This window comes from Vibrio sp. R15-SG3-ISO1A, assembly GCF_059833955.1.
On the sequence record NZ_JCBDGH010000010.1, the window covers coordinates 39,427 to 64,478 of the forward strand.

The 25,052-nt window shown below is 49.0% G+C and carries 21 protein-coding genes; 8 read left to right on the forward strand and 13 right to left on the reverse strand.

The genetic code is table 11. The features are described 5' to 3' along the window. Positions 1-5: 5 nt before the first annotated feature. The 4 genes from AC6R0L_RS00780 to AC6R0L_RS00795 all read right to left on the reverse strand — a co-directional run bounded on the left by AC6R0L_RS00780 (position 6) and on the right by AC6R0L_RS00795 (position 4,575). The gene (locus AC6R0L_RS00780; protein WP_500627943.1) at positions 6-1,148 is read right to left on the reverse strand and encodes an ABC transporter substrate-binding protein; all 1,143 of its coding nucleotides are present in this window, start codon (positions 1,146-1,148) and stop codon (positions 6-8) included. A gap of 219 nt (positions 1,149-1,367) precedes the next feature. Beyond that, positions 1,368-1,919 carry a hypothetical protein gene (locus tag AC6R0L_RS00785; RefSeq protein WP_500627944.1) on the reverse strand — a complete coding sequence of 184 codons (552 nt, stop codon included), beginning with the start codon at positions 1,917-1,919 and terminating at the stop codon, positions 1,368-1,370. A 188-nt stretch (positions 1,920-2,107) separates the two neighbouring features. Beyond that, a complete protein-coding gene (locus AC6R0L_RS00790) occupies positions 2,108-2,605 on the reverse strand; it encodes a response regulator (RefSeq protein ID WP_500627945.1) in 498 nt (165 codons plus the stop codon). Then, on the reverse strand, positions 2,602-4,575 hold the full coding sequence (locus AC6R0L_RS00795) for an ATP-binding protein (RefSeq protein WP_500627946.1): 1,974 nt from the start codon (positions 4,573-4,575) through the stop codon (positions 2,602-2,604). The genes AC6R0L_RS00790 and AC6R0L_RS00795 overlap by 4 nt, the downstream gene beginning before the upstream one ends. 173 nt (positions 4,576-4,748) lie before the next feature. Here AC6R0L_RS00795 and AC6R0L_RS00800 point away from each other — a divergent pair, with 173 nt between their 5' ends. Beyond that, positions 4,749-6,017 carry a DUF945 family protein gene (locus tag AC6R0L_RS00800; RefSeq protein WP_500627947.1) on the forward strand — a complete coding sequence of 423 codons (1,269 nt, stop codon included), beginning with the start codon at positions 4,749-4,751 and terminating at the stop codon, positions 6,015-6,017. Positions 6,018-6,136: 119 nt separating this feature from the next. Then, the gene (serC, locus tag AC6R0L_RS00805) at positions 6,137-7,219 is read left to right on the forward strand and encodes a 3-phosphoserine/phosphohydroxythreonine transaminase (protein ID WP_500627948.1); all 1,083 of its coding nucleotides are present in this window, start codon (positions 6,137-6,139) and stop codon (positions 7,217-7,219) included. Positions 7,220-7,291: 72 nt separating this feature from the next. On the opposite strand, the gene AC6R0L_RS00810 is transcribed toward serC, so the two are convergent. Further along, positions 7,292-9,559, reverse strand: a complete 2,268-nt coding sequence (locus AC6R0L_RS00810; RefSeq protein WP_500627949.1) for a YgiQ family radical SAM protein — start codon at positions 9,557-9,559, stop codon at positions 7,292-7,294. Positions 9,560-9,729: 170 nt separating this feature from the next. Here AC6R0L_RS00810 and AC6R0L_RS00815 point away from each other — a divergent pair, with 170 nt between their 5' ends. The 3 genes from AC6R0L_RS00815 (at position 9,730) to AC6R0L_RS00825 (ending at position 13,180) form a co-directional block, all read left to right on the forward strand. Further along, positions 9,730-12,195, forward strand: coding sequence for an EAL domain-containing protein (locus tag AC6R0L_RS00815; protein ID WP_500627950.1), 2,466 nt, complete (start codon positions 9,730-9,732; stop codon positions 12,193-12,195). 34 nt (positions 12,196-12,229) lie between these two features. Next, a complete protein-coding gene (locus tag AC6R0L_RS00820; RefSeq protein ID WP_500627951.1) occupies positions 12,230-12,910 on the forward strand; it encodes an HI_1241 family integral membrane domain in 681 nt (226 codons plus the stop codon). Positions 12,911-12,979: 69 nt separating this feature from the next. Continuing rightward, positions 12,980-13,180 carry a DUF4250 domain-containing protein gene (locus AC6R0L_RS00825; RefSeq protein ID WP_334550693.1) on the forward strand — a complete coding sequence of 67 codons (201 nt, stop codon included), beginning with the start codon at positions 12,980-12,982 and terminating at the stop codon, positions 13,178-13,180. 93 nt (positions 13,181-13,273) lie between these two features. On the opposite strand, the gene AC6R0L_RS00830 is transcribed toward AC6R0L_RS00825, so the two are convergent. Together AC6R0L_RS00830 and ohr are read right to left on the reverse strand one after the other, a co-directional pair. Continuing rightward, positions 13,274-14,185: a LysR substrate-binding domain-containing protein gene (locus AC6R0L_RS00830; RefSeq protein WP_487902084.1), complete on the reverse strand. Its 912-nt coding sequence runs from the start codon at positions 14,183-14,185 to the stop codon at positions 13,274-13,276. 156 nt (positions 14,186-14,341) lie between these two features. Then, positions 14,342-14,764 (reverse strand): organic hydroperoxide reductase Ohr, encoded by a 423-nt coding sequence (gene ohr / locus AC6R0L_RS00835; RefSeq protein WP_500627952.1) that lies wholly within the window; start codon positions 14,762-14,764, stop codon positions 14,342-14,344. A 113-nt stretch (positions 14,765-14,877) separates the two neighbouring features. Between ohr and ohrR the strand changes: the two genes are divergently transcribed. Continuing rightward, positions 14,878-15,339: a transcriptional regulator OhrR gene (gene ohrR, locus AC6R0L_RS00840; RefSeq protein ID WP_334550685.1), complete on the forward strand. Its 462-nt coding sequence runs from the start codon at positions 14,878-14,880 to the stop codon at positions 15,337-15,339. A 24-nt stretch (positions 15,340-15,363) separates the two neighbouring features. Here ohrR and AC6R0L_RS00845 read toward each other — a convergent pair whose 3' ends face one another. Both AC6R0L_RS00845 and AC6R0L_RS00850 read right to left on the reverse strand, forming a co-directional pair. Next, entirely contained in the window at positions 15,364-17,874 is a 2,511-nt protein-coding gene (locus AC6R0L_RS00845) for a response regulator (protein ID WP_500627953.1), read from the reverse strand. Further along, the gene (locus tag AC6R0L_RS00850) at positions 17,867-18,337 is read right to left on the reverse strand and encodes a hypothetical protein (protein ID WP_500627954.1); all 471 of its coding nucleotides are present in this window, start codon (positions 18,335-18,337) and stop codon (positions 17,867-17,869) included. The genes AC6R0L_RS00845 and AC6R0L_RS00850 overlap by 8 nt, the downstream gene beginning before the upstream one ends. A 435-nt stretch (positions 18,338-18,772) precedes the next feature. Between AC6R0L_RS00850 and ihfA the strand changes: the two genes are divergently transcribed. Then, positions 18,773-19,069, forward strand: a complete 297-nt coding sequence (ihfA, locus tag AC6R0L_RS00855; RefSeq protein ID WP_334550680.1) for an integration host factor subunit alpha — start codon at positions 18,773-18,775, stop codon at positions 19,067-19,069. A 111-nt stretch (positions 19,070-19,180) separates the two neighbouring features. Here ihfA and AC6R0L_RS00860 read toward each other — a convergent pair whose 3' ends face one another. Further along, entirely contained in the window at positions 19,181-19,501 is a 321-nt protein-coding gene (locus AC6R0L_RS00860) for an HI1450 family dsDNA-mimic protein (protein ID WP_500627955.1), read from the reverse strand. 1 nt (position 19,502) lies between these two features. Next, a complete protein-coding gene (yeiP, locus tag AC6R0L_RS00865) occupies positions 19,503-20,069 on the reverse strand; it encodes an elongation factor P-like protein YeiP (RefSeq protein WP_334550677.1) in 567 nt (188 codons plus the stop codon). 139 nt (positions 20,070-20,208) lie between these two features. On the opposite strand from yeiP, the gene AC6R0L_RS00870 reads away from it, so the two are divergent. Next, entirely contained in the window at positions 20,209-20,976 is a 768-nt protein-coding gene (locus AC6R0L_RS00870) for a nucleotidyltransferase domain-containing protein (protein ID WP_500627956.1), read from the forward strand. Here AC6R0L_RS00870 and AC6R0L_RS00875 read toward each other — a convergent pair. After that, positions 20,973-23,336: a DNA polymerase II gene (locus tag AC6R0L_RS00875; RefSeq protein ID WP_500627957.1), complete on the reverse strand. Its 2,364-nt coding sequence runs from the start codon at positions 23,334-23,336 to the stop codon at positions 20,973-20,975. The two genes, AC6R0L_RS00870 and AC6R0L_RS00875, sit on opposite strands and share 4 nt — an antisense overlap. 95 nt (positions 23,337-23,431) lie before the next feature. Beyond that, positions 23,432-25,052 (reverse strand): Lnb N-terminal periplasmic domain-containing protein (locus AC6R0L_RS00880; RefSeq protein ID WP_500627958.1); only part of this gene is annotated, 1,621 nt, incomplete at its 5' end.

A 25,052-nucleotide genomic window follows, 5' to 3' on the forward strand; every position in this document is an offset into this window, starting at 1 on the left:
GCTGGCTACTGGCCGTAGCGTTTCTGCCACTCGACTTCGAGTGCGGATTGCCAACTTGGGTGCGGCTCCGCCACAGATTTAAACAGCGTTGTATTTTTCGCGCTGCCCTGTAACACCTCATTCTTAAGCACTGACGGATCGCCCCACACATTCAAATCTCCTTTGCGTGATTGTGCTTCTGGGCTGAGTAAGAAGTTAATCGCCACCTTGGCGCCCTCGGGCGCATTGGCGTTCCAAGGAATCGCTAAGAAGTGAATGTTAGACAGGGCGCCGCTCTCCATCGCATAGGCCGCTGTGGTTGGGGCAAGCTTTCCGCTTGCTTGAGCGGAAAAAACCGCATTGGGATTAAAGGTAATCGCCAAGTCTAACTGTCCGTCGTCAAGTAATTGCAAAGTCTCTGCCGTGCCCGATGGAAATTGCTTCCCTTGACGCCACGCGACCGTATGAAACTCATCGAGATATTGCCAAAGTGATGCCGTCACTGCATCAAACTGGGCCTCAGACACGGGCTTGGCGAGCGATGGATCATTGTTAGTCAGTTCAATCAACAGCGCTTTTAAAAAACTTGTGCCGTGAAATTCGGGTGGGCGAGGGTAGCTGACACGATTAGGGTAGGCCTTAGCGTAGCTTAGCAGTTCACTAAAAGAGGCGGGCGGATTATTCAGTGTGGTGGTGTCATGGATAAACACCAGCTGTCCTACCCCCCAAGGTGCTTCAAGGCCAAGTGTTGGCTCTGAAAAATCACTGTCAACGGGCAGTGACTTATCGACGTACTGCCAATTGGGGAGCGATTCAACAAATGGACCATAAAGCAGAGCGTTGTTTTTCATCGATTTAAAGTTTTCACCGTTGATCCACACCATATCAACGCTGCCCCCGCTGTTTTTGTCTGCCGCTTTTTCAGCAATCAGGCGAGTCGTGGTCTCGGCAATGTCCGTCACTTTGACGTGTTTCAGAGTCACGCCGTATTGACGCTCTAGTTCAGAACTTGCCCAGCGCAAGTAGTTGTTGATCTCCTGGCTGCCACCCCAAGCATGAAAATAGACAGTTTGCCCTTTGGCTTTTTCAACTACCTGATTCCAGTTGTCGGCCGCTAGGCTACTAAACGCCACAAGAAGCGAGGTGAAGAGTGTGATAAACCTTGTCATGAGTATCCTTTCTGATGAACGTATTGAATGGTTGCGATAAACAAGTAGACCGGAGCCGCATTGCGATTCATTCATTATGAACGAAAAAAAACAAAAGTTTTACGAGCGAAAGAGAAATGTGGGTTAAATCAAGGCGCTGCGTTGGAAATAAAACTTGCGGACAATAAAAAGCAGCGCTTTGGGCGCTGCTTATAAATACACGTTGATGATCGTGATGCGTTAGAACTTAAAGCGCGTGGTAAACATCAATTGGTCGCCGTAGAAGTCGTTGATACGAGCCTCTGCACCGAGAGAGAACAATTCGGTGGAGTGGAAACGTGCGTAGACAGAGCCTAACCATTGGTCTTTGTCGTCGAGCGATAAGTAACCGCCGCCACCGCCGACTTCAAGTTGTGGCCCAAGCCACTGACGAACGCCTAAGTTAAGCTGCATGCCTGTTTCAGTGCTCTTATCGTTGCGACCATTGAAATCCACCATACGGAAGAGCATCGAACCGGTCAGATCCGCCCAGTTGTTGATCGGTGCGTGAAAGCCAAGACCGACCGCTGAGTCGTAATCGCCTTCAAACTCTGAATCAATGCGAGCAATAAAGTGTGCGTTAGGGTGGATGGACTTGCTCACGCCACCGCCGAAGGTCACTGGGCTTGCGCCGATACGAGCTTCGAAGTAGTCGTAACTGAAGTTACTCATAACCGCTGGGCTGTTTGGATCCTCAGCAAATGATTGGCCAGATGCAAGCACTAGCGCCGCTGCTAAAATTGTTTTACGCATAATGGACGATAAACCTTTATCTTGTTAATTTCCTTGGTCTTTAGCGAGAGTGTCGCTATGACGATGTGTCAACATAATAATGCATCATAGCGAATGCCACTACACTAAATGTCATTGTTTTGTCGATATATCTAGCATTTAGCAAGTGATATGCCAAGATTTAGCCAGTGAATGGCTAAGGTGGTCGTTTATTCACCCAAGTCCAAACGGTTTTTCGCTATCGCGGCAAAGATGGCTTCTGTATCGAGTATCGATGCCCAGTGGAGCGGATTGGGCTCGTTGTCGATAACAAATTGGGTGAGTTGCTCTTTGATTACGCTTCGCAACTCCTCTCCGCGCCAGGGCTTCGCGATGTAAAAGTCGAGGCTCGAGTGATTAATCGCTTCCACGGTATCTTCTAGCCCCGCTTGTCCGGTAAGAAGTAATTTTCGCGTCGGCTTCGTCTCTTCTTGCTCATTCAATTCAATCAGGAACTGGATGCCTGTCTGCTCGGGCATAATGTGATCGCAGAGAATCAGCGCCAAACGGGTACCTTCTTTAGCCGCCGACTGAATGATCTGTTTGGCTTCTGCGACCGACTCTGCCGCCTCGAGTACAAACGTCTCTTCAAAGCAATCCAGATCTTGCACTACGCTATCGAGGACTTCTCGCTCGTCATCCACGCACAAAATGAGATAGTTGTTCATACATGAGTCCTTGTTGTGTGAGACATGGGGTTGACTGGCAGCCAAACCGACATCTTAGTATAGGGGGCCAACTCTGGGTGATGGTGGCACTCCTCTTCGGTAAGTGAGGCCACGTCTATCCTTCCACCGTGTTGCAGGACAATTTGCTGGCAGACCGATAAGCCAATACCTAGGCCAAAATTGCCTTCTTTTTTGGTGGTGAAATTGAGAGTAAAAATTTTATCCAGTTGCGCTTTGGGAATACCACAGCCGTTGTCTTTAAATGCCACTTCTAGCCAGTTGTCGTCATGAAGGGTGGTGGAGATCTCCAACACACCTTTGGCAGGAAAGACATCAATCGCGTTGGAGATAAGATTGGTCCACACTTGTTGCAGCGCGATTGGCTGACAGGAAATGAGAGGGATGTCGCCATAGTGCTTTTCAACATGATGGAATTTTAATTTGTTTTCAAAGATCACTAAGGTGTCTTCCAACCCTTCGTGTATGTCACTCAAATGAAAAGATTCATCATCGGGCCTTGCGTAACCTTTCAGGCTCTTGACCATATCTGCAATACGCTGCGCGCAGACATGGATTGAGCGCAGGGTAGCCCCCGTCAATTGATAGGCTTCGAGATCGGTGAGTTGGCTTAGCGTCTGCTGCGGGTGACGTTTTGCGCGCGTTAACCACTCTTCATCCTCATTAAGCCCTAGCTTGACCAGCTTTTTTGCCACGCGGCGATCAGAGACGCGCTTTTCAGCGGCGGCGGCGAGCTCGCGCTCTTGTGAGGTTGAGCGGGGCCGTGCGGTCAAGGCATGAGTGAGAATCTCGCTCCCCAATGCTTGTATCGGCTCGTCCCCTTGATGGGCGATCAACTGATGGATTTTGTCAGTGATGGTATCTGTGCCGCGCAGTATTGCGGCAATCGGGTTATTGAGCTCATGGGCAACGCCTGCGACTAGCTGCCCCAACATGGCCATTTTTTCTCTTTCGATCAGTTGTTGGTGGGCCAGTTCCAGCGACTCCAGGGTTTTTTGCAACTCAAGTTTGGTGGTAATGCTGCGTTGCAAACGGCGATTGAAATGGCGCAGTAGTAAATTGGTAAATAGTGGCAGCAGCGCAGTATTGGAGTGCATGACTTTGGCGAAGACGTCACGATCGAGTTTGATGACTTCTGTTTTCGTCAAAGTTATGGCGGTCGAGAATGACGTTTCGCCGGTGACAAAGGACATCCCGCCCACGATGCTGCCTTGACTGTGACGGACGACTTCACGCTGAATACCGAGCTCATCTTTTTTGTACAGTGCCACTTGGCCTTCGGTGATGAACCACAGAAAGCGGTTTTCCTCGCCTTCTTTGGTTAACAGATGGTCGGCGGAGTAGGTACGACATGCGTTGGTATCATCTTGGTCAGAAAAAAACTCGCGCAGAGCACCGGTCACTTGTTCTGCTAATTGTTGGTCGGTCAGCGTGTGGTGATCGCTGATAAAGCCCTCGCGATAGCTTCGCATCTTCTGATCGATGTGGGCGCGAAGTAGGCGGTGTTGGTCGAGAACTTGGCTATAGCTGAGCAGGTTATCGCGATCGTTTTCGAGCACGAATGTGGTCAGTTCTTTCAATGCGGTACGTTCGACCACGTTGTCTTGCAAAGGCTTGGTTAAGCAGTGGTCAAGGCGGCCATCATTGACCGCGGATAAAATGGCTTGAATATCCTGCCCACAACTGACGAGCACTTTTCTTGCTAAACGTGTTTGAGGTGACTTATCAAGGTGAATCAAGAAGCTGGCGCCATCAAACTGCTCATGGTGACTGGCGATCACTAAGGCCATCTCCTGTTGCCTTTCGATACAGAACTCGAGAATCGAGTGGGCGTCCTCGATGGTATCGGCAGTGTAAATGTCGAATTTAAGCGCAAAGGTCGCAAGTTCACGTCGCAGGATTTCAACGCTCACAGGGTTGTTGTCGAGGCACAATAATGCGTAATGATTCACGGCGTTTTCATTTTTTGGAAACCAACACATGCTCCACTGTAACAAGCCTGACCAAACCATGTTGAGAGCTGAGTAATAGAATCTTTGCCAAAATCGAGAGAAAGACAATACTCTGATTTATCTCAATGTTTTTTGGTGTAGACTTGGGACAAATCTCCATACCGGACACGTACATGCATCAGCTTAAAAAGATTGGCGCCATCGGTGGTGCCATTTCTCTCGCCCTTTGTTGGCCATTGGCCGTGGGGCAAATTGGTCAAAATGTTATTCAAGATGGCATTCGTCACCTAAACAGCGCGGCCATCAGTGCCGACGTCGTCAGTTACGATAGAGGCTACCTTTCCTCCAAGGTGACCACCCGCTATGTGATTCACGATCAAGAGCTCGCCGCCCAAATGGCTCAAGATGGCTTACCCAGTGAGTTTATCGTTCACAGTGATTTGACTCATGGTTTGGTGAGCCTTGACGCCGATTCGGTCATCGAAGGGCTAGAAGCCATTCCATTGACGCTGCACACCTCAACCCAACTCAACGGCAATACTCGTTATACCGTATCTATGGACAGTTGGAATTATGTCGCGCAAGGGGCCGATAACGCGGTGTTGTCGATGTCGCCATCGACGCTGAGCGGTCAGATCACTGTGCTAGGTGAAGTGAGCTACGAGCTGGATATGCCCGCTGCGGATATCGACTTTAACCACGGCGAGTCGCTGCATATTGTGGGTTTAAAAGGCAGTGGAAGTGGTAAGAAACAGGGCAGCTTTTGGTTAGGTGAGCAGACCCTATCTGTCGATGAAGTGACGTTGACGGATCCAGCTCAAGCGGTGTGGCTTGGCCTCAAGCAAGGTCAATACCGCGTCACCAGCTCTATGGACGAAGTGAATCAAACCGTCAGCAGTCAGCATGTTGTTCGTCTTTACGATGTTATCGGTCAAGAGGGCGAAGTGAAAAGTGTTGGTTTCGATCTGACTTTTGGTGGTTTAGATATGGAATCGTTCGACCATTTAGTGAATATCTATCAAAACAACCCTGTTCTCAGTGAAAATGAGATTGAGCAAGCAATTTCCCAAGTTGAGACCCTGTTTACCAAAGGGTTTTATCTCACTATGAACAAATTGGATGTCGATTTGGGTGACGGCGCAGTGTTCGATTCTACTTGGACAGTGGCAGTACCAGAAGGTACCTCTGGCATCTCACAAAACCCTATGATGGTAATCCCAGCGTTGACGGGCGAGATTAATACCTTTTTCTCCAACCAACTTGTTGAACAGTATCCGTTTATTAAGCAGGGTGTTGATGAAGCGATTGTGATGGAGTTTATCTCACAAACCCAGCAAGGCTACCAAATCCAAGCCACCCTTGAGCAGGGGAATTTGGTGTTTAACAATGGCCAGAAAATACCCTTGATGACCTTGTTTCTCTCTGCAATGATGCAGCCATAGTTAGGAAAACAAACCACTAAGCAAGAAAAGAGGTCGTAACACCTCTTTTCTTGCTTTTTATCTCGTAGAAAACGTGCTATTAATCCTAGCAATCTCTCAGAATGATCAAGGAATGTGAAATGGACAACGTATATAACTTCAGTGCAGGTCCAGCGGCGCTACCTAAAGCCGTGATGGAAAAAGCGCAAGCAGAATTTGTTAATTGGAACGCGCTTGGCACTTCGGTTATGGAGATCAGCCATCGCAGTAAAGAGTTTATTCAAGTCGCTGAGGAAGCTGAGCAGGATTTACGTGATCTGCTGAATATCCCAGACAACTACAAAGTCCTTTTCTGCCAGGGTGGCGCGCGCGCTCAGTTCGCCGCCGTGCCGCTTAACTTGCTCGGTAGTGCGCGCAAAGCCACTTACATTGATGCCGGTTACTGGGCACAAAGTGCGATAGAAGAAGCGCAGAAGTACTGTGATGTTGACGCATTCTCTGCAAAAACAGAGAAAGACGGCAAACTTGCTGTCGTCGCCGCGAGCGAGTGGCGTATCGATGCAGACAGTGCTTATGTCCATTTTTGTCCTAACGAAACCATCGATGGTATTGAGATCAGCGAACTGCCCGTGACTGAAAAGCCGATTGTGGCAGATATGTCTTCCAACATCTTGTCACGTGAGATTGATGTGTCGAAATATGGGGTGATTTACGCAGGCGCGCAGAAGAACATTGGCCCAGCTGGTATCTGTATCGCGATTGTACGTGATGACCTATTGGAGCTTGCCAGTGACGTGTTGCCAAGCTTTTTAAACTACAAAGTTTTGGCGGAAAAAGAGTCGATGTTTAATACACCGCCGACGTTTGCTTGGTACCTCTCTGGGTTGGTGTTTAAGTGGTTGAAAGAGCAAGGTGGCGTGGCAGCTATGGAGAAAATCAACCAACAAAAAGCCGCGACACTCTACAACTACATTGATCAGTCAGACTTTTACATCAACAACGTGCATTCCGACAACCGCTCGCGCATGAACGTGCCTTTCCAACTGAAAAAACCGGAGTTGGACAGTCTGTTCCTAGAGCAAGCGAAAGCCCGCGCTTTGGTGGCACTTAAAGGTCACCGCGCGGTCGGTGGGATGCGTGCATCGATCTACAACGCGATGTCGCTCGAAGGTGTGCAAGCCTTGGTGGACTTTATGGCTGAGTTTGAAAAAGCCAACGCATAACGGTATTTCCACCGCGTTGCTTAAAACAGAGATCAAAAAAGGGGCGTTTGCCCCTTTTTTGAACCTCATTTGTCAGCGGTGTTTGGGTTTGCGCTTGCCTTGGCCATTGGATCGGCCTTGCTCTGCAATCACATGATCGCGTGAGGCTTTACCCGCTGGCGCTTTGCCTTTCTTATTTCCGCTGTTTTTACTCGCTTTACCTTTTTCACTGCCATGCATTTTTTCAAAGCCAGGCTGAGTTTTCGTGTGCTTAGTAGCAAAGCGATTGGAGCCGTGACGTCCGGATTTTCTGCGTTGCGCAGGCGTCTGGGCGGAACTGTCTTCAGCCGGAACGAGACAACTCGGCTTATCACCGATCAGGTGCTTTTTACCCATGTTGATCAGAGCTTCACGAATCAGTGGCCAGTTTTGCGGATCGTGATAGCGCAGCAGAGCTTTGTGTAAACGACGCTGGCGCTCTCCTTTCGCAACGGGCACCACTTCACGCTGCTTATATTTAACGCGCTTGAGCGGATTCGTCTCTGAGTAATACATTGAGGTCGCATTACACATCGGTGATGGGTAGAAGTTCTGCACTTGATCGCACTCAAAGTCATTCTTTTTCAGCCAAAGGGCCAGATTGAGCATGTCTTCATCTTCTGTGCCAGGGTGGGCGGAGATGAAGTAGGGAATCAGATATTGCTTCTTGCCTGCTTCTGCACTGTATTTTTCGAACATCTCTTTGAAACGGTCGTAGGCACCCATGCCCGGCTTCATCATCAAATCAAGCGGACCTTTCTCGGTATGCTCTGGTGCAATTTTCAGGTAGCCGCCCACGTGGTGCGTAACCAACTCCTTAACGTACTCTGGGGATTCAATCGCCAAGTCATAACGCACACCAGAGGCGATCATCACCTTGTTGATCCCCTCGACTTTGCGCGCCGCGCGGTAAAGGTCGATGGTGTGCTTATGGTCAGTATTGAGTTTATTACAGATGCCAGGGAAGACGCACGATGGACGACGACAGTTTATTTCCGCTTTCGGATCGCTACAGCCGAGGCGATACATGTTGGCCGTAGGGCCGCCCAAATCAGAAATCGTTCCGGTAAAGCCGGGCACTTTGTCTCGAATTTCTTCCAACTCATTCAAAATGGACTCTTGGGAGCGGTTTTGAATGATGCGGCCTTCGTGCTCGGTAATGGAGCAGAATGAACAGCCGCCAAAACAGCCACGCATGATGTTGACTGACGTCTTGATCATGTCATAGGCAGGAATTTTTGCTTTGCCGTACATCGGATGAGGCACGCGTGCATAAGGCAGACCAAACACGTAGTCCATCTCTTCTGTGGTCAGAGGAATTGGCGCTTGGTTGACCCATAGCTCTCGGTCACCGTGCTTTTGAATCAGAGCGCGTCCTGAGTACGGGTTTGTCTCAAGGTGCATGATGCGACTGGCGTGCGCGTAAAGTATGCGGTCATTGTTGAGTTTTTCAAAATGAGGCAGGCGCACTGCGGTGGTTTTCGCATCGTGTCGCGAAGGGCGAATCGTGATCGGTTGTGGCTTTGTCTCTTCTTGTTTCGCTTTGGTGTCGCACTGCTCTTCCACCACGTAAGGATTTGGCGGAATAAACGCCTCTTTACGTGGCTTCTCAATACGTGATGAGTCGATGATGGTGTAACCTTCTGGCTCGGCCGCCAAGTTCACCGCGGTACCACGAATATTGGTCATATTCGCGATCGCTTCGCCGTCGGCTAAACGGTGCGCGACTTCAACCAGTGCGCGCTCTGCGTTACCAAACAGCAAGATATCGGCTTTGGCATCAAACAAAATGGAGCGACGTACTTTATCTGACCAGTAGTCGTAGTGCGCAAGGCGACGTAAGCTGGCTTCAATACCCCCCAGTACGATAGGCACACCTTTGTAGGCTTCACGACAGCGCTGCGAGTAGACTAAAGTGGCACGATCTGGGCGCTTGCCCCCTTCGTTGTTTGGGGTATAAGCGTCATCATGGCGTAATTTGCGATCCGCCGTGTAACGGTTGATCATCGAGTCCATGTTGCCGGCGGTGATGCCGAAAAAAAGGTTAGGTTTGCCAAGCGCCATAAAGGCATCTTTGGTTTGCCATTCTGGCTGAGCGATAATCCCGACACGAAACCCTTGGGCTTCCAAAAGACGTCCGATGATGGCCATACCAAAACTGGGATGATCCACATAGGCGTCGCCTGTGACGATGATGATGTCACAGCTATCCCAACCTAAAGCATCCATTTCCTTGCGACTGGTCGGAAGGAATGGCGCGGTGCCAAAACACTCGGCCCAGTACTTTTTGTATTGGTGAATCGGGGTAATATCGTTGAACATATTTTGCTCTCTGTGCCAGGGAGCGCGAATTATAGCGGCTTGTTATTCATCTATCTACCTCAACATAGCCCTCATTTTTTTACGTATAAACACGGCAGGTTAACGGATTATTTCGAGCATCCAGTCTAAAATTAACCTCATCAACATAAACCACACAGGTGTTTACGAGCATGGAAGAGAATTTTCAAGTGCATGCGCTTGAAACCACAGCAGAGCCTTCTAATCACCCCAAGTACAGCACGTTTGATTGGCGTTTGGACCTTAACAACCAGACTTTTAGTTGCGATCCCGATGCGATGCAGCTTTTGTTTGGCCAGAATGTGGCGAGCGTTTCGGCGAAGCAGTTATTCAAGCTGCTTCCTACGTTACACCGTAAGCGCTGTCAGAGTGTGTTCAAGTCGGTGCTGAAAACCGGTGAGATGGACAGGTTCCATTGTTGTTTGCTGATCCCTCATGCCGTGTTTGCTTACGTTGAGTTTGACGTCAACAGAGAAGCGACCAACGTGCTTTCAGGCTGCTTTTCTCCACGTCTGGTGATTGGTTCCCGCTCGGACGCCAGTGACCTGTTTTGCTCCGCATTTGAAAGTGAGACGCGCGGTGTGGTCATCACCGACGCGCAAACTCGCATTTTGGCGTGTAATCGTCGCTTTGAACAAAATACTGGCTATTTACTCAATGAAATTGTGGGTTTGAAAACCAGTATTTTTAATGCCGACAAGCTGAGTGACGAATTTTATGAAGCGATGTGGGCGAGTGTAAATCGTTGTGGGGCATGGAGCGGACCGATCATCACCTTGAAAGCGGATGGCTCCACCGTGCCACAAGAGCTCTCAATTACGGCAATTGAGCGTGCCAGTGGCGAGCGTATCTATATTGGTGTTACGTCTGATCTCTCCAAGCAGCTGGATAAAATTGATGGCTTGGAAACCGATGGCATTGACCTACTGACCTTATTACCCTCTCGAGACAGTTTCATTGCCGAACTGGAGCAACAATGTGAGCAAGCGCCGGATGCGTTGAATGCGGTGATGTTGGTATTGCAGCCAAAGTTTCCTGCCGACAAAGCGCATCAAGTCAAAAAGCAATTTGCCAGTTATTTGATTGAGAGCACCAAAGTGGCAAGCTGCGGCTATTTGGGTAATGGTCGTTTTGCGGTGTGTTTGTCGATAGCGGAATCCACCGCCGAAGAGCGAATTCGAGAAGTACGCAAAGCAGTGAAGAACTTTTTTCACCTTTTCAAGCGTGCCCAAGGAGAGATTGCCTTGGCATTGCGTGACGGATTAACCGGGGTATCGGTACTGGGGGTCGATGCGAATAACCCTTCGCGTTTGATTTCCCATGCGACTCAGGCGTTACTGGAGCTGAACCAGAGTGAAGGCAAACGTATTGCGTTTTTCGACCGAGAGATGCATCAAGCACAAGAGCGCAAGAAAGCGTTGGAGGAGTTCGCGATCAAGTGCGTGAAAGGTGGTCTGGTGGATGTCCACTTCCAGCCTTTGGTGGATATTAAATCGGGTCAGATTGATAAGTTTGAAGCGCTGTGCCGTTTTCCAATCAATGATCAATTGAACACTAATACGCAAGAGATGGTGAGTGTCATTGAAGACCTTGATTTGATCGTCGAGCTCGACGATATGATTTGCCATCGAGCAATGTCGATGCTGCCCGAATTACAAAAGCGCTTTGGCGCTCAAGTGGGCTTGTCTGTTAACCGCTCCCTTAACTCAAAACACGATATTGGGGAAGTCTTGGGCCGTACGGTGCAGATGGTGGACAGATTGAAAATTGACCCTGATCGATTAACCATCGAGTTTACCGAAAGCGCCTATTTTGAGAGTGACAGCTATCAAGAATCGATGTTGTCGGCGATACGAGAGGCAGGTGTGCTCATCGCCGTAGATGATTTTGGCACAGGCAGTGCGTCATTTGAGTATCTCAATCGCAGCTATTTTGATGTGTTAAAGATTGATCGGGTGTTTGTGAGTGGTATCAGTGAAACCAGCCGTAAGTACCATTTAGTGGCTTCCATCACTAAGCTAGCACAAAAGCTTGGCCTCAGGGTCGTGGCAGAGGGGGTGGAAACGGAACAAGAGTACCAGGTGATTGCCAGTCTCGGCGTCAATTATGTTCAAGGTTACTACTTTTCAAAGCCGATGAGCCTTGATGACCTTAGATTGGTTGAGGACTACTGCCAATTGCCCGATGCGCCACGTTCAAGCAGCGGTGAGCCATCATTAGCGGATTTGGTATCGCCCAACGTCAGCCACCTTAGCCCTACGGTGGCGCTGTCACTGATCTTTCAGAAATTTCAGGACAAAACGATACAAGCCTTACCTGTGATCGATGAAGGGGAATGTCTGGGTGTGATAGAGCGCGCTTCGATGAACTTACATCTGACGCCCACCATGGGCACCGATTTAGAAAGCAGCAAAGAGCGCAACATGTGGCTGAAAACCGCAAACCGTATTATGTCGCCGCCTGCGGCGATCATCTATTGGCAAACCCCGCTCGATAGTATGGCGGCACTGTTGGAGCAGTACCCGCACTTTCCCTGGGTGTTGGTCGACAAGGAAGGCGCGTTCAAAGGCATTGTCGAGCAGCGCACTGTATTGAAGCATCTCACCAGTCTGTTATGATTCGCGCCTTGTTCATTCAATTATCTGACAGATTATGATTCCTGATTTGCTTGCCTCTTTCGCACCGATGTTGCTCGGCGCGCAACTGATCTTAACCCTTATTCTCGTTAAAGGTGACATCTGCCCAGGCCAGCGTGGGCGTATTCATAAGGTACTACCCGCTATCGCGATTTTGTGGTTAGCGGTTGCCTCCTTACGTATTGAAGCCATGATGGTGGTGTTCGCTATCGGCTATTTCTATTCTCAGGTTCAAACTAAGAAAACACGAGTGCAAGGACCGTTATGGGTGATGTACTTGGCGAATGGTTTAGCGCTGGCTTACGTTGGAATCATGATCACTGAACAATCGAGCTTTGCTGCTGGGTTGAGTGTTTTAGTTCAGGTTGTGTTGCTAGGCGGATTGTTTGCCCATTTGCTGTTGACGGTGGCAAAAACGAGATTGCAAGCGTTTCATCGAATTTTACCTGTCGCGGGGGTGGCTTCTGCAATGATAATGAGCATTACTGTACTGCTTAAAGCGTCTTCATTGGACGAGCAGACGCTCACCATGGCAACGCAGCCGTTGCTGGTCAGTTTTGCGCTTCTCATCACTGCTGTGGTGGTTTGGAGCTGGCATATGTTGCTCAGTAAAAGCATCACTAAGCCGCAGTTGGCGGTTGCACTGGTGATGTTGCTGGGTGCGGTGACGGTTAATCAGGGCTTATTCGTTCTTTAGTCTCGGTCACTGTTATTTTTCTGCTGAAGGTCTAAGCTTGTGTTATCAACACGACAAAGGAGCGCAGCGATGGATCTTAGTAATGTTGGCCGTTTCGATAGCACGATTTTACTTGGTATCGTGAACGAGAAACTGAGACTGGAGTGTGACAGTCTCGAAGAGTTGGTAAGCACCTATGAAATGGATGCAGAGACAGTGATTGGCAAATTGGATGTGCTTGGCTACCAATATGACCCGCTCACCAACCAGTTCAAGTCAAACCAACGGTAGGACTTCACTCAATTCAGCGTCGATGTCGGTTCAATACCTGACAGCGAAGCTAGGTATCGGCGTGACGAACCGTCTCGGTGTAACCTTTAGAGGTTACACCGTTTTTATTCCCTCTAAATGACTTTTCGACTGTTGCCGAGCGGTATGGAAAAACGCTTGTAGATAGCGTTTGCCCTTATCACTGTCTCTGGTCGCCGCGAACAGTCGACGCCACAGTCCGTCTCCCAAAGGAATACTGGTGATCAAACCCTGACGAGAAAATTCACTGATTGCCCAGTTAGGTAGCGCCGCGATACCGAGCCCCGCGGACACCATCTGCACCAACATCAGTGTATTGTCTGCTTGTTTCCACTTTGCCGGCTCCACCCCCGCCGGAGTCAAAAAGTGTTTCACTACATCTAAGCGTTTTTTCTGCACTGGATAGGAAATCATGGTTTCGCCTTCAAGATCGCGTGGTTCGATACGGTTTTTTGTCGCAAGCGGGTGCGTGGTCGAGGTGATTAAGCGCATTTCAAAGTCGAAGAGCGGTTCATAGTGAATTTCAGAGCGCGGTTGAATATCTGAAGTGATAACCAGATCCAACTCGCCACTGATCAATGCGGGCAGGGGTTCAAACGAGAAACCTGATGAAAAATCAAGTGTGACACTGGGCCACGCAATTTGATACTCACGCAGCGCAGGCATCAACCACTGAAAGCAGGAGTGGCAGTCTATCGCCATGTGCAGGCGTCCGTTGACGTCTTCTTTGAGGCTTGCCAACTCATTTTCTGCGCGCGCTAGCTTGGGCAGAACCTCATCGGCGACGCGAAGTAAGATTTGTCCTTCAGAAGTGAATTTCACCGGACGAGTTTTACGCAGAAAGAGCGGACTGCCTATGCGAGACTCGAGATCTTTGATTTGATGAGAAAGGGCCGATTGGGTCAAGTGCAGTGACGTTGCGGTTGCGGTGAGTGATCCGGTATCTCGCAGCGATACCAATGTTTTCAAATGCTTAAGCTCGATCATTAATTTAATTCAACCTTTCCCTGTCTCAGATGAGTAAAACTAACTTACTCGTTTTTTATGGGTGTGTAAACATCTAGACGTCCAATTTGATTTAATATACATTCTATAACAACAACGCCGACCCAATGGGTCGGCGTTGTTGTCGTAGGGATTGGTTTACAGCGTTTGACCATTCACCGTGACATGAACGTCAATGTTGCCACGAACGGCGTTGGAGTATGGACACACTTGGTGAGCGATTTTCGTCAGCTCTAGTGCTTGTGCATCGTCGAGAGCGAGTGCGACGTTCAAGCTCACGGTGAGTGCAAAGCCACCTTGCTCATTTGGACCGATACCGACTTCAGCGGTTACCGGCGCTTCTTTCAATGTGACCTTGCCTTCACGCGCAACGTGGAGCAGAGCGTTAGAAAAACAGGCGGCATAACCTGCGGCAAATAGTTGCTCTGGGTTAGTCGCTGCACCTGTGCCACCCATCTCTTTCGGATAAGCAAGGCTAAGCGAAAGTTGACCGTCGTCAGTTTGAACCTGACCGTTACGGCCAGCAGATGCGGTTGCTTGAGTTTTGTAGAGTGTGCTCATAGGTATCTCCTTGGTTATTTAAGTTGTGCGCAATTTAATTGTTTGCAATCATATATCGAACCCAAGTTGTTTTGCAACTATATTGTGCACAATTTATTTTTAAGGTTAATACTATGGACACTTGTCATGTGACGCCCCCCTTGAGTGATGAGGATAAAATAAAACTCGAGAATCAAGTCTGTTTTCCACTATACAGTGCGGCTAACGCAGTTGGCCGAGCATACAGACCGCTACTGGATGCATTGGATCTCACTTACGCGCAATACCTAGTGATGATGGTGCTGTGGGAGCAAGATGGCGTCAGTGTCAAAGAGCTGGGTGCTCGGTTATACCTCGATTCAGGGACCTTGACGCCACTGTTAAAACGTTTGGAAAGCAAAGGGTTTGTAGAACGAGCGCGCAGTGAGAGTGATGAGCGCGTGCGGGTCCTCAATCTCACCTCGCACGGAAAAGCGTTGAAGCAGCAAGCCCTTACCGTGCCCACTGCGCTGTCATGTAAAATCAATTTACCCCTGGAAGAGATGGTGATGCTCAAGCAGCTATGTGAAAAAGTGCTTGAGCGTCTAGGTGAGTGAGGGAGAACGCCTCACTGCGTATCGTTACAACACTTCTTCTTTGTTAAAGAAACGGTTGAGCACACTCGCCAACGCCTCTTTGGTTGCTGGCTTGGTGAGGCGACCATCCATCAGCTTGGCCATTTTCGTTACACTGGCGCTCTCTGCCTCTCCGCTGAGCGCAATAATAGGAATGCTTGGGTAAGACTCCTTGATGCGTCTAGAGGCTTCAAAGCCATCCATGACCGGCATCTGGATATCCATAAACACCAACTCAACGGGATTATCGTGAATGATGTCGAGCGCGGTTCGACCGTTATTTGCCATAATCACTCGATAGCCCAGTTGTTCGACGTACAGTTTGACTAACGCACGTTGCACTTCTTTATCATCGACCACCAACACCACTGGCGCACCCGGAGCGGTAGGGCTCGAAACCACTTGGCGATCACGCGGTTTTACTTTATTTGTAGGCTCAGCGGCGGGCGTTGATTTATTCGGCGTGACGACAGGCTTTTGCGTGGTGGGGGGAAAGCTCAACGTGAACTCGGTAAATTTGCCTTGTTCTGAGCGGCACTGAATTGTCCCACCAAACGCTTTCATCACGCGTTGACAATAGCCCAGACCTAGCCCACTACCACCACTCTTACGGTGACTGAAGAAATCATCAAAAATACGCTCAAGAAGATCCGCTGGAATACCTGGGCCTGTGTCGGTAACAACGAGTCGGTTGTCGTTCTCCCCAAGCACGGTTTCAATGGTGATGTGGCTATCTGGGTAAGAGTCAAAATAGTAAATGGCGTTGCGAAGGAGATTGAAAATCACAAAGTTAAACAGTGTCTCGTTTACCTTAGCGACAAAATCTTGATTCAGTTTTAGGTGGACACGGCGGCGAGTGGGTTCATCGTCAAAGCCATAGTTTTCGACAGCGCTGCGCACGCAGGCGCTGATCGATGTTGCCAACGCGGGCTCTTGATCCAGCGAGGCACTGTTCACCTCTCGCAATATGATATCGATCAGCTGGCGACCACGCAGGACGGCTTGCTTGCCGTTGTCGACGTGTGTCATCAATTCAAAATGGGCGGGCAAATGGCGAATTTTTAAGTTGAGATGCTCAAACTCATACTGCACTTGGCTGAGTGGGTTACGCATTTCATGTGCAATGGAATTGGCTAATGCCTGAGACTGTTTGACCTTACGTTCGTAGTTGATGTGCGCTTGAACTTTGGAGAGCACCCGTTGCAGCGCTTCAAGTTCCTCATAGGAGAAGTTTAATCCGCCATCTTTCTCACTTGAGACCAAGACATGCGACAGTTTATTTCGACCTTCATAAATAGGCAGAACTAGGGCGGATTGTGTCTTTTTCATCGCTGAGCGAACTTGACTCAGTTTGCTACTGCCACTTTTTGCCATCGCTTCTTCCACCTCATCGAGCACAAGTGGTGCGGTGTGGGTTTCAAAGTAATCACGGTAAAAGCTTGCTCCTTGAAAGTCATCCAACAAGCGCAGTTTATTTTCAGGTACATCGAGGTAGCGTGCGAGTTTGTCCATCGCTTGCGTTGGTGAGTGATGAAATTCGTTCTCCAACTTGATGATTTTTTCCACTGGAGACACCGGATCGCCATACACAATATAGCTAATGGAACGTTGCAAGCTGCGGTAAAGTTTGGACCAAGATAAGCCAACAATTGCGACTATGGTGACCACCTCAAACGCGTGTGAATCATCAAATATGGGCAGTAAGGTGATGGCAGAAAAATAGACGAACAGTGTCACGGCGAAGCTCAAACCGATATACAGGATATAGCGCGAGCTATAAAAGCGAGAGGTAAGCAGCGCGTAGCCCATGAAGAGCATTTCGCTGACAGAGAGTGCAGGTGGTAGCCAAGTCAACGAGAAGTCATTGAGGAAATAGGTAAAGCCAAGCTGAATGACTGCCGTTGAGCACATAAAAATGGCCATACCAAGAATCATGTAGTTGATTCGAGTCCGTTGAATACGGTTTTCACTTGCCGTTAAAGAGAGCAAATTGATAAACGTCAGCACCACCAAGGTGGTCAAACCGAGGAAAAAGGGCTGAGTATACGGACCAAACTCCAATATGAACTGACTTGGGCCTGAAATAGAGGCGCCTTGTACGGTCAAATCCGGTAAAAGGTTACAAGCTAAACCAAAAGCAAATACGCTCCATGCCACAATGGATTGGAACACGGGGACGCGTTTACTTGCGTAATAGGTGCGCAGCTTAGCGGTAAAATGATACGCAGAAGCGAAGGCGACTAGCGCAGAAATATTGGCGACAATCGCCATTAAGACCGCCGCTTTCTCACCGAGCAATGGCAGCAATCCGGTATGAAAGTAGTAGTTACTAAGAATCCAAATAAACAAGCCAAATGTGTAGGTCACATAGTAAAAGTAGCTGTTAAGACTGCTTGCACCGTGCTTTTTATACAGTGAGTAACAGAAGTAACTAGACCAAGTCAGTACCAACATCGCTGTCATAAACAGCACGATGGCCTTGGGGTACATAAGCTCTTGAAGGACAAAATTAAGCATGAGTTCTGGATTTCACCATGGGTTGACGTTGTTGTGATTGCGCGTTGTTTTTATCGTTAGGTTGGCAGTATCGATGACCGCTCTGATTGTGATGATTCGCGTCTGTTCTGGAGAGCTCTGGAGTGCTTAGTTTTTGGTAATCATAGTACCTCAGTTCACCTTGTGGGAGGGCGAGTGAATCAAAATAAGCGCGGGAAGAGAGTTGTTGCTCTAGGGGTGGTGAACCATCATACGAAAGGCAGAGTTTTAATGCGCGTACACGACAATCCAGTGCTTTTTGAAAAAACACATTCGCCTCTTCGGCATAGTTTTCTTCTACCTGATAAAACCAAGCATGTTTTGCTTCCTCTTTAGAGACGGACGCAGAAATTGGTCTCACCGATAGGGGGCTGTTTGCTCGGGAGCGGTTGGTCGCCATGACGTTGTCGTGTTTATTTTTATGTGAACACTCTTGTTGTTGCACACAATTCACGCAAATGCAACTTGGTTAATATTCTGGTTGGATCTTAATCCCAAGAAATGATGAGCGTGGTTCGGTGCGCGATGCAAAAAAATCTGGATTGCGCTAGTTTTGTGATCTAATGCAACTTAAGTGTTGGGTTGTTGATTTAATTATCAAAATGACATTATCCACTAGAATTGGACGATTTTTTCACAGAATTTTGGCATGATTGATCGCCAAGTTGCGTTAAAATCTATTTATAATTCTGATGCTTAGCGTTTCGTCACTGTTGGCTTTCTCGCCAAGTGATAGGCAGATAGATAAAAAAGTTGGCGAAAATCAGAAGCTTGGCATACACTTTTCAAAGTAACGCCGATATGTTGTTGATTGGCTTACCGAAAGTACTGGGTGTTGCCTTGGCGCAACTATGTTTAACACAGCTTTGAGGAAAGTTTTATGGCGCTCACAAAAGCCGATTTGGCTGAAAACCTGTTTGAAAAGCTTGGATACAGTAAACGGGATGCCAAGGAAACGGTTGAAGCGTTTTTCGAAGAGATTCGTAAAGCTCTAGAAAGTGGCGAACAGGTAAAACTGTCAGGGTTCGGAAATTTTGATCTTCGTGATAAGAATGAACGACCAGGTCGAAACCCGAAAACTGGTGAAGACATTCCTATCAGTGCACGCCGTGTAGTCACCTTCCGTCCTGGGCAAAAACTGAAAGCCCGAGTTGAAAACGTGAAAACAGAAGGTTGATCTGACAAACAGCGCCCTGTGCGATGATGGCAGTCCGAATTCCATAAAAAATCCCCAAGTCTTTGACTCGGGGATTTTTGTTTTTATGCCATGGCGATACAAGAGTGGGGGTTAGTCGCGCTTCCACAGGATGTGGCAAAACTTATGTTCTGGATCGCGGCTGACTAATAGACGCGCGAATACGTCATCCAACACGTCATTGTCTTCATTGACGAGTCCAACCCGAACCTCTGCATACGTCTCTTTGTCGACATCAAAGCCAACATGGCCCGCCCAATCTTCTCCGGTTTCAACCAGTTCGGCAGCACCACGGTCATCAAATTGCGCCGTAAACAGAATCACATCTGCGGGCTCAAGGTTATCGGGAGCCATCTCTAGAAAGATGTCGTAGGCCGTGCCAATGGTGTCATCGTAAGAAATTAGATCAGACATATTACGCTCGGCTTGTGTATTTACGTTCAGCAGTGTTGATGATGACGCGATCGCCAGTGGCTATGTACTCAGGTACTTGCACGACAAGGCCAGTCGAGAAACGAGCAGGCTTGGTGCGAGCAGATGCTGACGCACCCTTGATCGATGGGTCGGTCTCTTCAATCACAAGTTCAACTGAAGCGGGCAGTTCAAGTGCAACCGCATTGCCGTTGACTAAAACCACGTGTAAGCCTTGAATCTCTTCAGTGATGAATAGCAAGTCATCTTCGATATCATCGCGTTTAAAGGTGTACTGAGTGTAATCTTCATTGTCCATGAAAATGTACTCGTCACCATCAACGTATGAGAATGCTGCGGCGCGTTTGAACATGTCGACAGTGTCAAGTACGTCATCGGACTTGTAGCGCTCATCAACGCGAGCACCAGTCGTGAGATCAGTGCAACGCAGTTTATAAATTTTTGAACCGCCGCGACCGCCAGGAGTCGTCACTTCAATATCTTTGATGAGTAGCGTTTTGCCGTTAGATACAATCGCAAAACCTTTCTTTAGCTCACTTGCCTTAGGCATGAACGTTTTCCTTCATATGGGTGTATTTTGGCGCATTATATATCAGTTATTCTTTGAGAAGGAATAACTTGATTGCACAGAGCGTGTGAGCGATCATTAAAGTCACCATTGATTGACAATAAGTTCAGACTGTTACCGCATGCCTCTTCCCGTTATCGACCCAACTCAACCGTTCCAAGCTCGTTATCAGCCTGCAATAGGGGAGCTGATGGCCTATTTACAAAGTGGGCTGGGTGACAATCTCCACAGCGTTTATCTCTATGGCAGCGTGGCGCGTAAAACGGCGGTCGAAGGGAAGTCCAATATGGATGTCATCGTGATTACGCATCGCTCTTTTAGCGATTCGCGGTCATCTCTGTTTAATACCATCAAATTTCACTTTCAAAAGCGTTATCCGTTTATTACTGGGGTTGCTTTTAAAACTGGTTTAGCCAGTGAGGTGGCGAGTTTAGAGGGTATTCTTTCTTGGGGATTTTTATTGCGTCATTGCGCGGTGTGTATTCATGGTGAAGATCTCTCGGAGTGCTTTGGCGATTATGAGCCGAGTTGGGAAATCGCTAAGCAGTGGAACATGGACGTCGAGGATTGGATTGCCGTGTACCGCAATCGAATTGCGCGCAGCAACAAACCCGAAGACCAAAGTCATGCTCAAATCATCATCGCCAAAAAGCTGCTCCGAGCAAGCTACTCATTGGTGATGGTTCGAGACAAACAGTGGTTCGATGATCCCATTGAGTGCGGCCAGCAATTCTTACGCTACCATCCTGAAAAGCAGCTCGACATTGAGCGCTTGGGGATTTTACTGTCTGGGCGTGTTATCCCTAAACGCTCTGTGGTGGGTCTGTTGGATTCCTTTGGTGATTGGTTGGTCAAACAGTACCAAAAGACGGAATTTAAAATCGGTTAGAACAAGCCAAGTTGAGGCTCACTCAAGCGTGCAAAGTCGAGCCCGATAAAGGGCAGAATTGCATCTGCGACGGGTTTGAGTTGTTTATCAATGTAGTGCTGATAATCAATCGGACTCTTTCGATACTCTTTGGGTTCAGGCCCTTGTGTGGTGATGAGGTACTCGATTCGGCCTTTGTTTTGGTATTGCAAAGGTCGACCAAGTTGCGCGTTTATTTCATCCGCCATTCGAGCGGCTCGCACTTGAGGCGGAATGTTCTTTTGATACTCATGAAGTTTGCGCCGTAGCCTTTTCTGATACACTAACTCCTCATCAAAGCGCCCGTCTAACGTCTGCTCGACACAATCTCTAACGTATTGACACGGATCCTCACCGTGAAAGACTAAGCGATAGAGCTCATTTTGAAAGCGCTGTGCCAGTGGCGTCCAGTCTGTACGGGCGCTTTCCAATCCTTTAAACACGAGGCGTTCGTTGCTCTCGGTGACAATCAATCCTGCGTAGCGTTTTTTCGACCCTGTTTCTTGGCCGCGAATCGTTGGCATCAAAAACTTTTTGTAATGGGTTTCGTATTCCAGCTCAAGCATCGAGGTTAAACCGTATTCTTGGCTAAGATGCTCACTCCACCACGCATTAATGTGTGTGGTCAGTTGCTGGCCTATAGCATCAGCTTCTTGCTGGCTTAAGCTTGTCCCTAGTGACACAAAGGTCGAATCGGTATCGCCGTAGATCACTTGATAGCCTTGGGATTCAATCAGGCGTTTGGTCTGCTTCATGATCTCGTGGCCGCGCATGGTGATGCTAGAGGCGAGGCGTGTATCAAAGAAGCGGCAGCCCGAGGAGCCTAATACACCATAGAAGGAGTTCATGATGATCTTAATGGCCTGAGAAAAGGCCTTTTCATTGTTTTTCTTCGCTCTATCGCGCGCGGCCCATAAGGTTTCAATCATGGTAGGCAGAAAGTGGGTGCTGCGGTGGAACTGGCCGCCACGAAAGCCTTCCACCGCTTGGTGGGCCTCTTTACCCACCTCAAGCTTCAGCCCTTCGACTAACCCGATTGGGTCAATCAGAAAGCTGCGAATGATCGAAGGGTAGAGGCTTTTAAAATCCAGCACCAGCACCGAATCGTACAAACCCGGGATTGAATCCATCACATAGCCCCCGGGACTGGCTAGCCAGTTTTCAGGCTGTAAGTTGGGTGCCACGTAACCGGCGCGATGGATCTGCGGTAGGTAGAGGTTGGTGAATGCGGCGACAGAGCCTCCGACGCGATCCAACTCAACACCGGTTAACCGCGATCGTTCGATGGCAAAATCGAGCAAATGGGTATGGGCGAAGATTTTATTGACCAATACACAGTCTTGCAGGTTGTAGCGGGCGAGAGAGGGTTTGTCGTGTCGAAACATGTGGTTAATTTCATCCATGCGATCATGGACGTTGTGGATCTGTTTCCCTTCGCCAAGAAGCTCCTGAGAAACGGACTCCAATGACCAACTGCGAAAGTGGTAAGTCGCGGTTTTTAACGTGTCGATACCGTCCATGACGACGCGACCTGGGATCGAGATAAACGCTTGGCCGGTCGACGCAGATGAGCGGAAGTAGGCTTTTTGGTTGCCTCGCCCTAAGTAGAGCGCCATCTTGTGCCATTGGGCTCGTTTATCGAGCAAGCGAAAGTCAAAATCAATCACGTTCCATCCGATGACCACATCGGGATCATAGGTTTGGAACCAGTGAATCAGAGCTTGGAGGAGGGCTTTCTCATCACTGACCCACTCTATCGGAGTATCGGCGGCTTGTGGCGTTCCCACCATAATCACGCGACTGTCTTTGGGGCTGTCTAACCCGATCGAATAGAGAAGGCCTTTTTCGGAGCATTCGATATCAAGCGACACCACATGGAGTGTTGGGGTGTATTGGCCTTGGCGACATTTGGCGTTGCTGACTCGAACATAGCCTGACTTTTGCTCTACGTGACCGACAAACTCTACGCTACCCTGAATAAATCGTTCCATGAGGAATCTATCCGCAAGGCGGATGTCGTCTTCCAAAACGAGGACATCTTGCTGCTTCAACTGTTGGCTGAAGGCCGTCGCCGTTTGAATGGTGGTACTGTAGCAAGCCGCGAGAGGGGTGTGGGTAAAGTCTGTCAGTTCGAGGGGTTGGATAGTGGCATCGAACCCATGCTGTAAGTTGATCTCGCGCGCTTGGTCTATATGCGATTGCAGGATAAAGAACACGGGTTTTTCGCCCTCAATGACCAGTTGCATCGGCCCTTGCGCGGAAGAGAGCCAGAGGTCAATTTGAGTGCGGCGTCCAACATCGCGTGCTTGGCGTGTCAGTAAAAAACCGTGTTGAATGGTCATAGTAAAGCGTGTTCCTTGGTGAGCATGATAACCCCAATTCGATGCTGTAATGGGTCATGCTCGACCAGTGTAGCACAGGCGGCTAAGGGATAACGCTAGTAATAAACGTAAGCCGTCAACTGCGTGAGAAGCTCGTCACGATGCCAGTGCCGGTAGCTTACTTCACTGCGAAGGGCGAAATCTGACGTCATGGACCAATGCCAGTGCGTACTGGCTTGGGCTTTGTGAGAGGCACGAGAATCGAACAGACTGAGGTACTGGCCCTGCACGCTCACTTTATGCGTCTGATTGATTTGATAGAGCAGGCCTACCTCAGCCCCTGCGCCGAGAGTGGCTTGGTAGTCGGTCAGCGCACCACCACTTAATTCAGCGGAGAGCAGCGTATAGCCGTGTACGAGATTGGGATCCCCCCATGCCTTTCCCACTCCCCCTTGGCCGAACCAGCGTCCGGACGTGTTGGTGCTATCGGGCTGTCTGTCAAAGCCTGTGCGAATATTCCATGCCCAACTGCTGAAGACGCGATTACTCGGCGCAAGCGCCATTGCATCAATAATATACAGCTTCTCTAACCGGCTTGTGCCGTTGTCATCAAGGCTCATTTGCGCATCAAGAAAGCTAATTTGTGCGCCGGGAATAAATCCAGCTTGCGAGTCTAATAGATCATGATACGCGGCGCGCCAATCTAAGGTGAGCCGATGACGGTTGAGATCGGAGTAGCGGTAGCCTAGCCCGACACGGGCAGAACCATGCCCATGTTCAGGCGATACGCTAGGTACGCGGACGTCGCTGAAGGGTGAGGGGGTTTTAATGATACTGCGTTGATACAAAAGATCGGTGAGCTGTTTGGCGGTAGGGTCGCGTTCTAACCCTTGATCGTAGAGCTCAAAGTTAAGCCACTCATAGGCGAATTCAAGGATCGCCGCACGTTCAGCATCACTGTATTCTGATGCGCTAGGGTAGATGCCCTTTTTTGCGCGTTGCGCCGCAGCAAAGCGCTCATCACTCATCGACTGCGATTGATGCAGTAAGCGTGTACCAAAGGCCGCACGATACTGGGGCGCGGCTAACAGATCTTGCGCCGCGAGGGCTTTGACTGTATCCGAAGGAATGGCCTGAACGGGGAACTGATCGACTAAATAGAGATCTTCACGAGCCAATTCCAAAAGAGCGAGCAGTTGGTAAGAGCAGTTTTCATCCAAGAAATAGTAATCAAATTGAGCTTGCTGCATTTCCCAGAGATGCAGTAAGACCCGTTCCACTTCATCTTCTGTTAAGTTGAGGGGGTATTCCCAAATATCTCTCGACTCGATGTCATTGTATTCCCTTACCTTTCTGTAATAGGGCATCACGGTATAGCGACCTGGATAAGCGCCAAACAACCCTTTCATCGCATAGAGTGCTGCGTTGTCTTGCGTTTCCGGCTCCGCGGCGAAATTCACCGCAAACGCCACTAACTCTTTATGACGCGTCTGGTCTTTGGCGTCGACGCGCAGCAGGGTGTGGCCAAACATGGAGGACGGGTTATTCATAAAAGCAGTAGGAAACACCAGTGTGAGTCCTTGAGGATCCAGTACCGCCTTCCATGTCTCCAACTCCGGGCAGTCGAGCGTCGCTCGTCGTCCTTGTTGCTCTTCAAGCCAAGTAAAGCGTGCGGGAAATTGGCACCTTGCAATGTGGGCTTGTGCTTCCTCCTGCTGATAGAACGCATGAATAGTC

Bases quoted from the DNA above. Each gene is read 5' to 3' on its own strand.
- AC6R0L_RS00830 (WP_487902084.1), bottom strand. From the start codon at position 14,185: ATGATCGAGCTTAAGCATTTGAAAACATTGGTATCGCTGCGAGATACC.
- AC6R0L_RS00820 (WP_500627951.1), top strand. From the start codon at position 12,230: ATGATTCCTGATTTGCTTGCCTCTTTCGCACCGATGTTGCTCGGCGCG.
- AC6R0L_RS00875 (WP_500627957.1), bottom strand. From the start codon at position 23,336: ATGACCATTCAACACGGTTTTTTACTGACACGCCAAGCACGCGATGTT.
- AC6R0L_RS00790 (WP_500627945.1), bottom strand. From the start codon at position 2,605: ATGAACAACTATCTCATTTTGTGCGTGGATGACGAGCGAGAAGTCCTC.
- ihfA (WP_334550680.1), top strand. From the start codon at position 18,773: ATGGCGCTCACAAAAGCCGATTTGGCTGAAAACCTGTTTGAAAAGCTT.
- AC6R0L_RS00810 (WP_500627949.1), bottom strand. From the start codon at position 9,559: ATGTTCAACGATATTACCCCGATTCACCAATACAAAAAGTACTGGGCC.
- ohrR (WP_334550685.1), top strand. From the start codon at position 14,878: ATGGACACTTGTCATGTGACGCCCCCCTTGAGTGATGAGGATAAAATA.
- serC (WP_500627948.1), top strand. From the start codon at position 6,137: ATGGACAACGTATATAACTTCAGTGCAGGTCCAGCGGCGCTACCTAAA.
- AC6R0L_RS00815 (WP_500627950.1), top strand. From the start codon at position 9,730: ATGGAAGAGAATTTTCAAGTGCATGCGCTTGAAACCACAGCAGAGCCT.
- yeiP (WP_334550677.1), bottom strand. From the start codon at position 20,069: ATGCCTAAGGCAAGTGAGCTAAAGAAAGGTTTTGCGATTGTATCTAAC.
- AC6R0L_RS00870 (WP_500627956.1), top strand. From the start codon at position 20,209: ATGCCTCTTCCCGTTATCGACCCAACTCAACCGTTCCAAGCTCGTTAT.
- AC6R0L_RS00845 (WP_500627953.1), bottom strand. From the start codon at position 17,874: ATGCTTAATTTTGTCCTTCAAGAGCTTATGTACCCCAAGGCCATCGTG.
- AC6R0L_RS00825 (WP_334550693.1), top strand. From the start codon at position 12,980: ATGGATCTTAGTAATGTTGGCCGTTTCGATAGCACGATTTTACTTGGT.
- AC6R0L_RS00800 (WP_500627947.1), top strand. From the start codon at position 4,749: ATGCATCAGCTTAAAAAGATTGGCGCCATCGGTGGTGCCATTTCTCTC.
- AC6R0L_RS00785 (WP_500627944.1), bottom strand. From the start codon at position 1,919: ATGCGTAAAACAATTTTAGCAGCGGCGCTAGTGCTTGCATCTGGCCAA.
- AC6R0L_RS00860 (WP_500627955.1), bottom strand. From the start codon at position 19,501: ATGTCTGATCTAATTTCTTACGATGACACCATTGGCACGGCCTACGAC.
- ohr (WP_500627952.1), bottom strand. From the start codon at position 14,764: ATGAGCACACTCTACAAAACTCAAGCAACCGCATCTGCTGGCCGTAAC.
- AC6R0L_RS00780 (WP_500627943.1), bottom strand. From the start codon at position 1,148: ATGACAAGGTTTATCACACTCTTCACCTCGCTTCTTGTGGCGTTTAGT.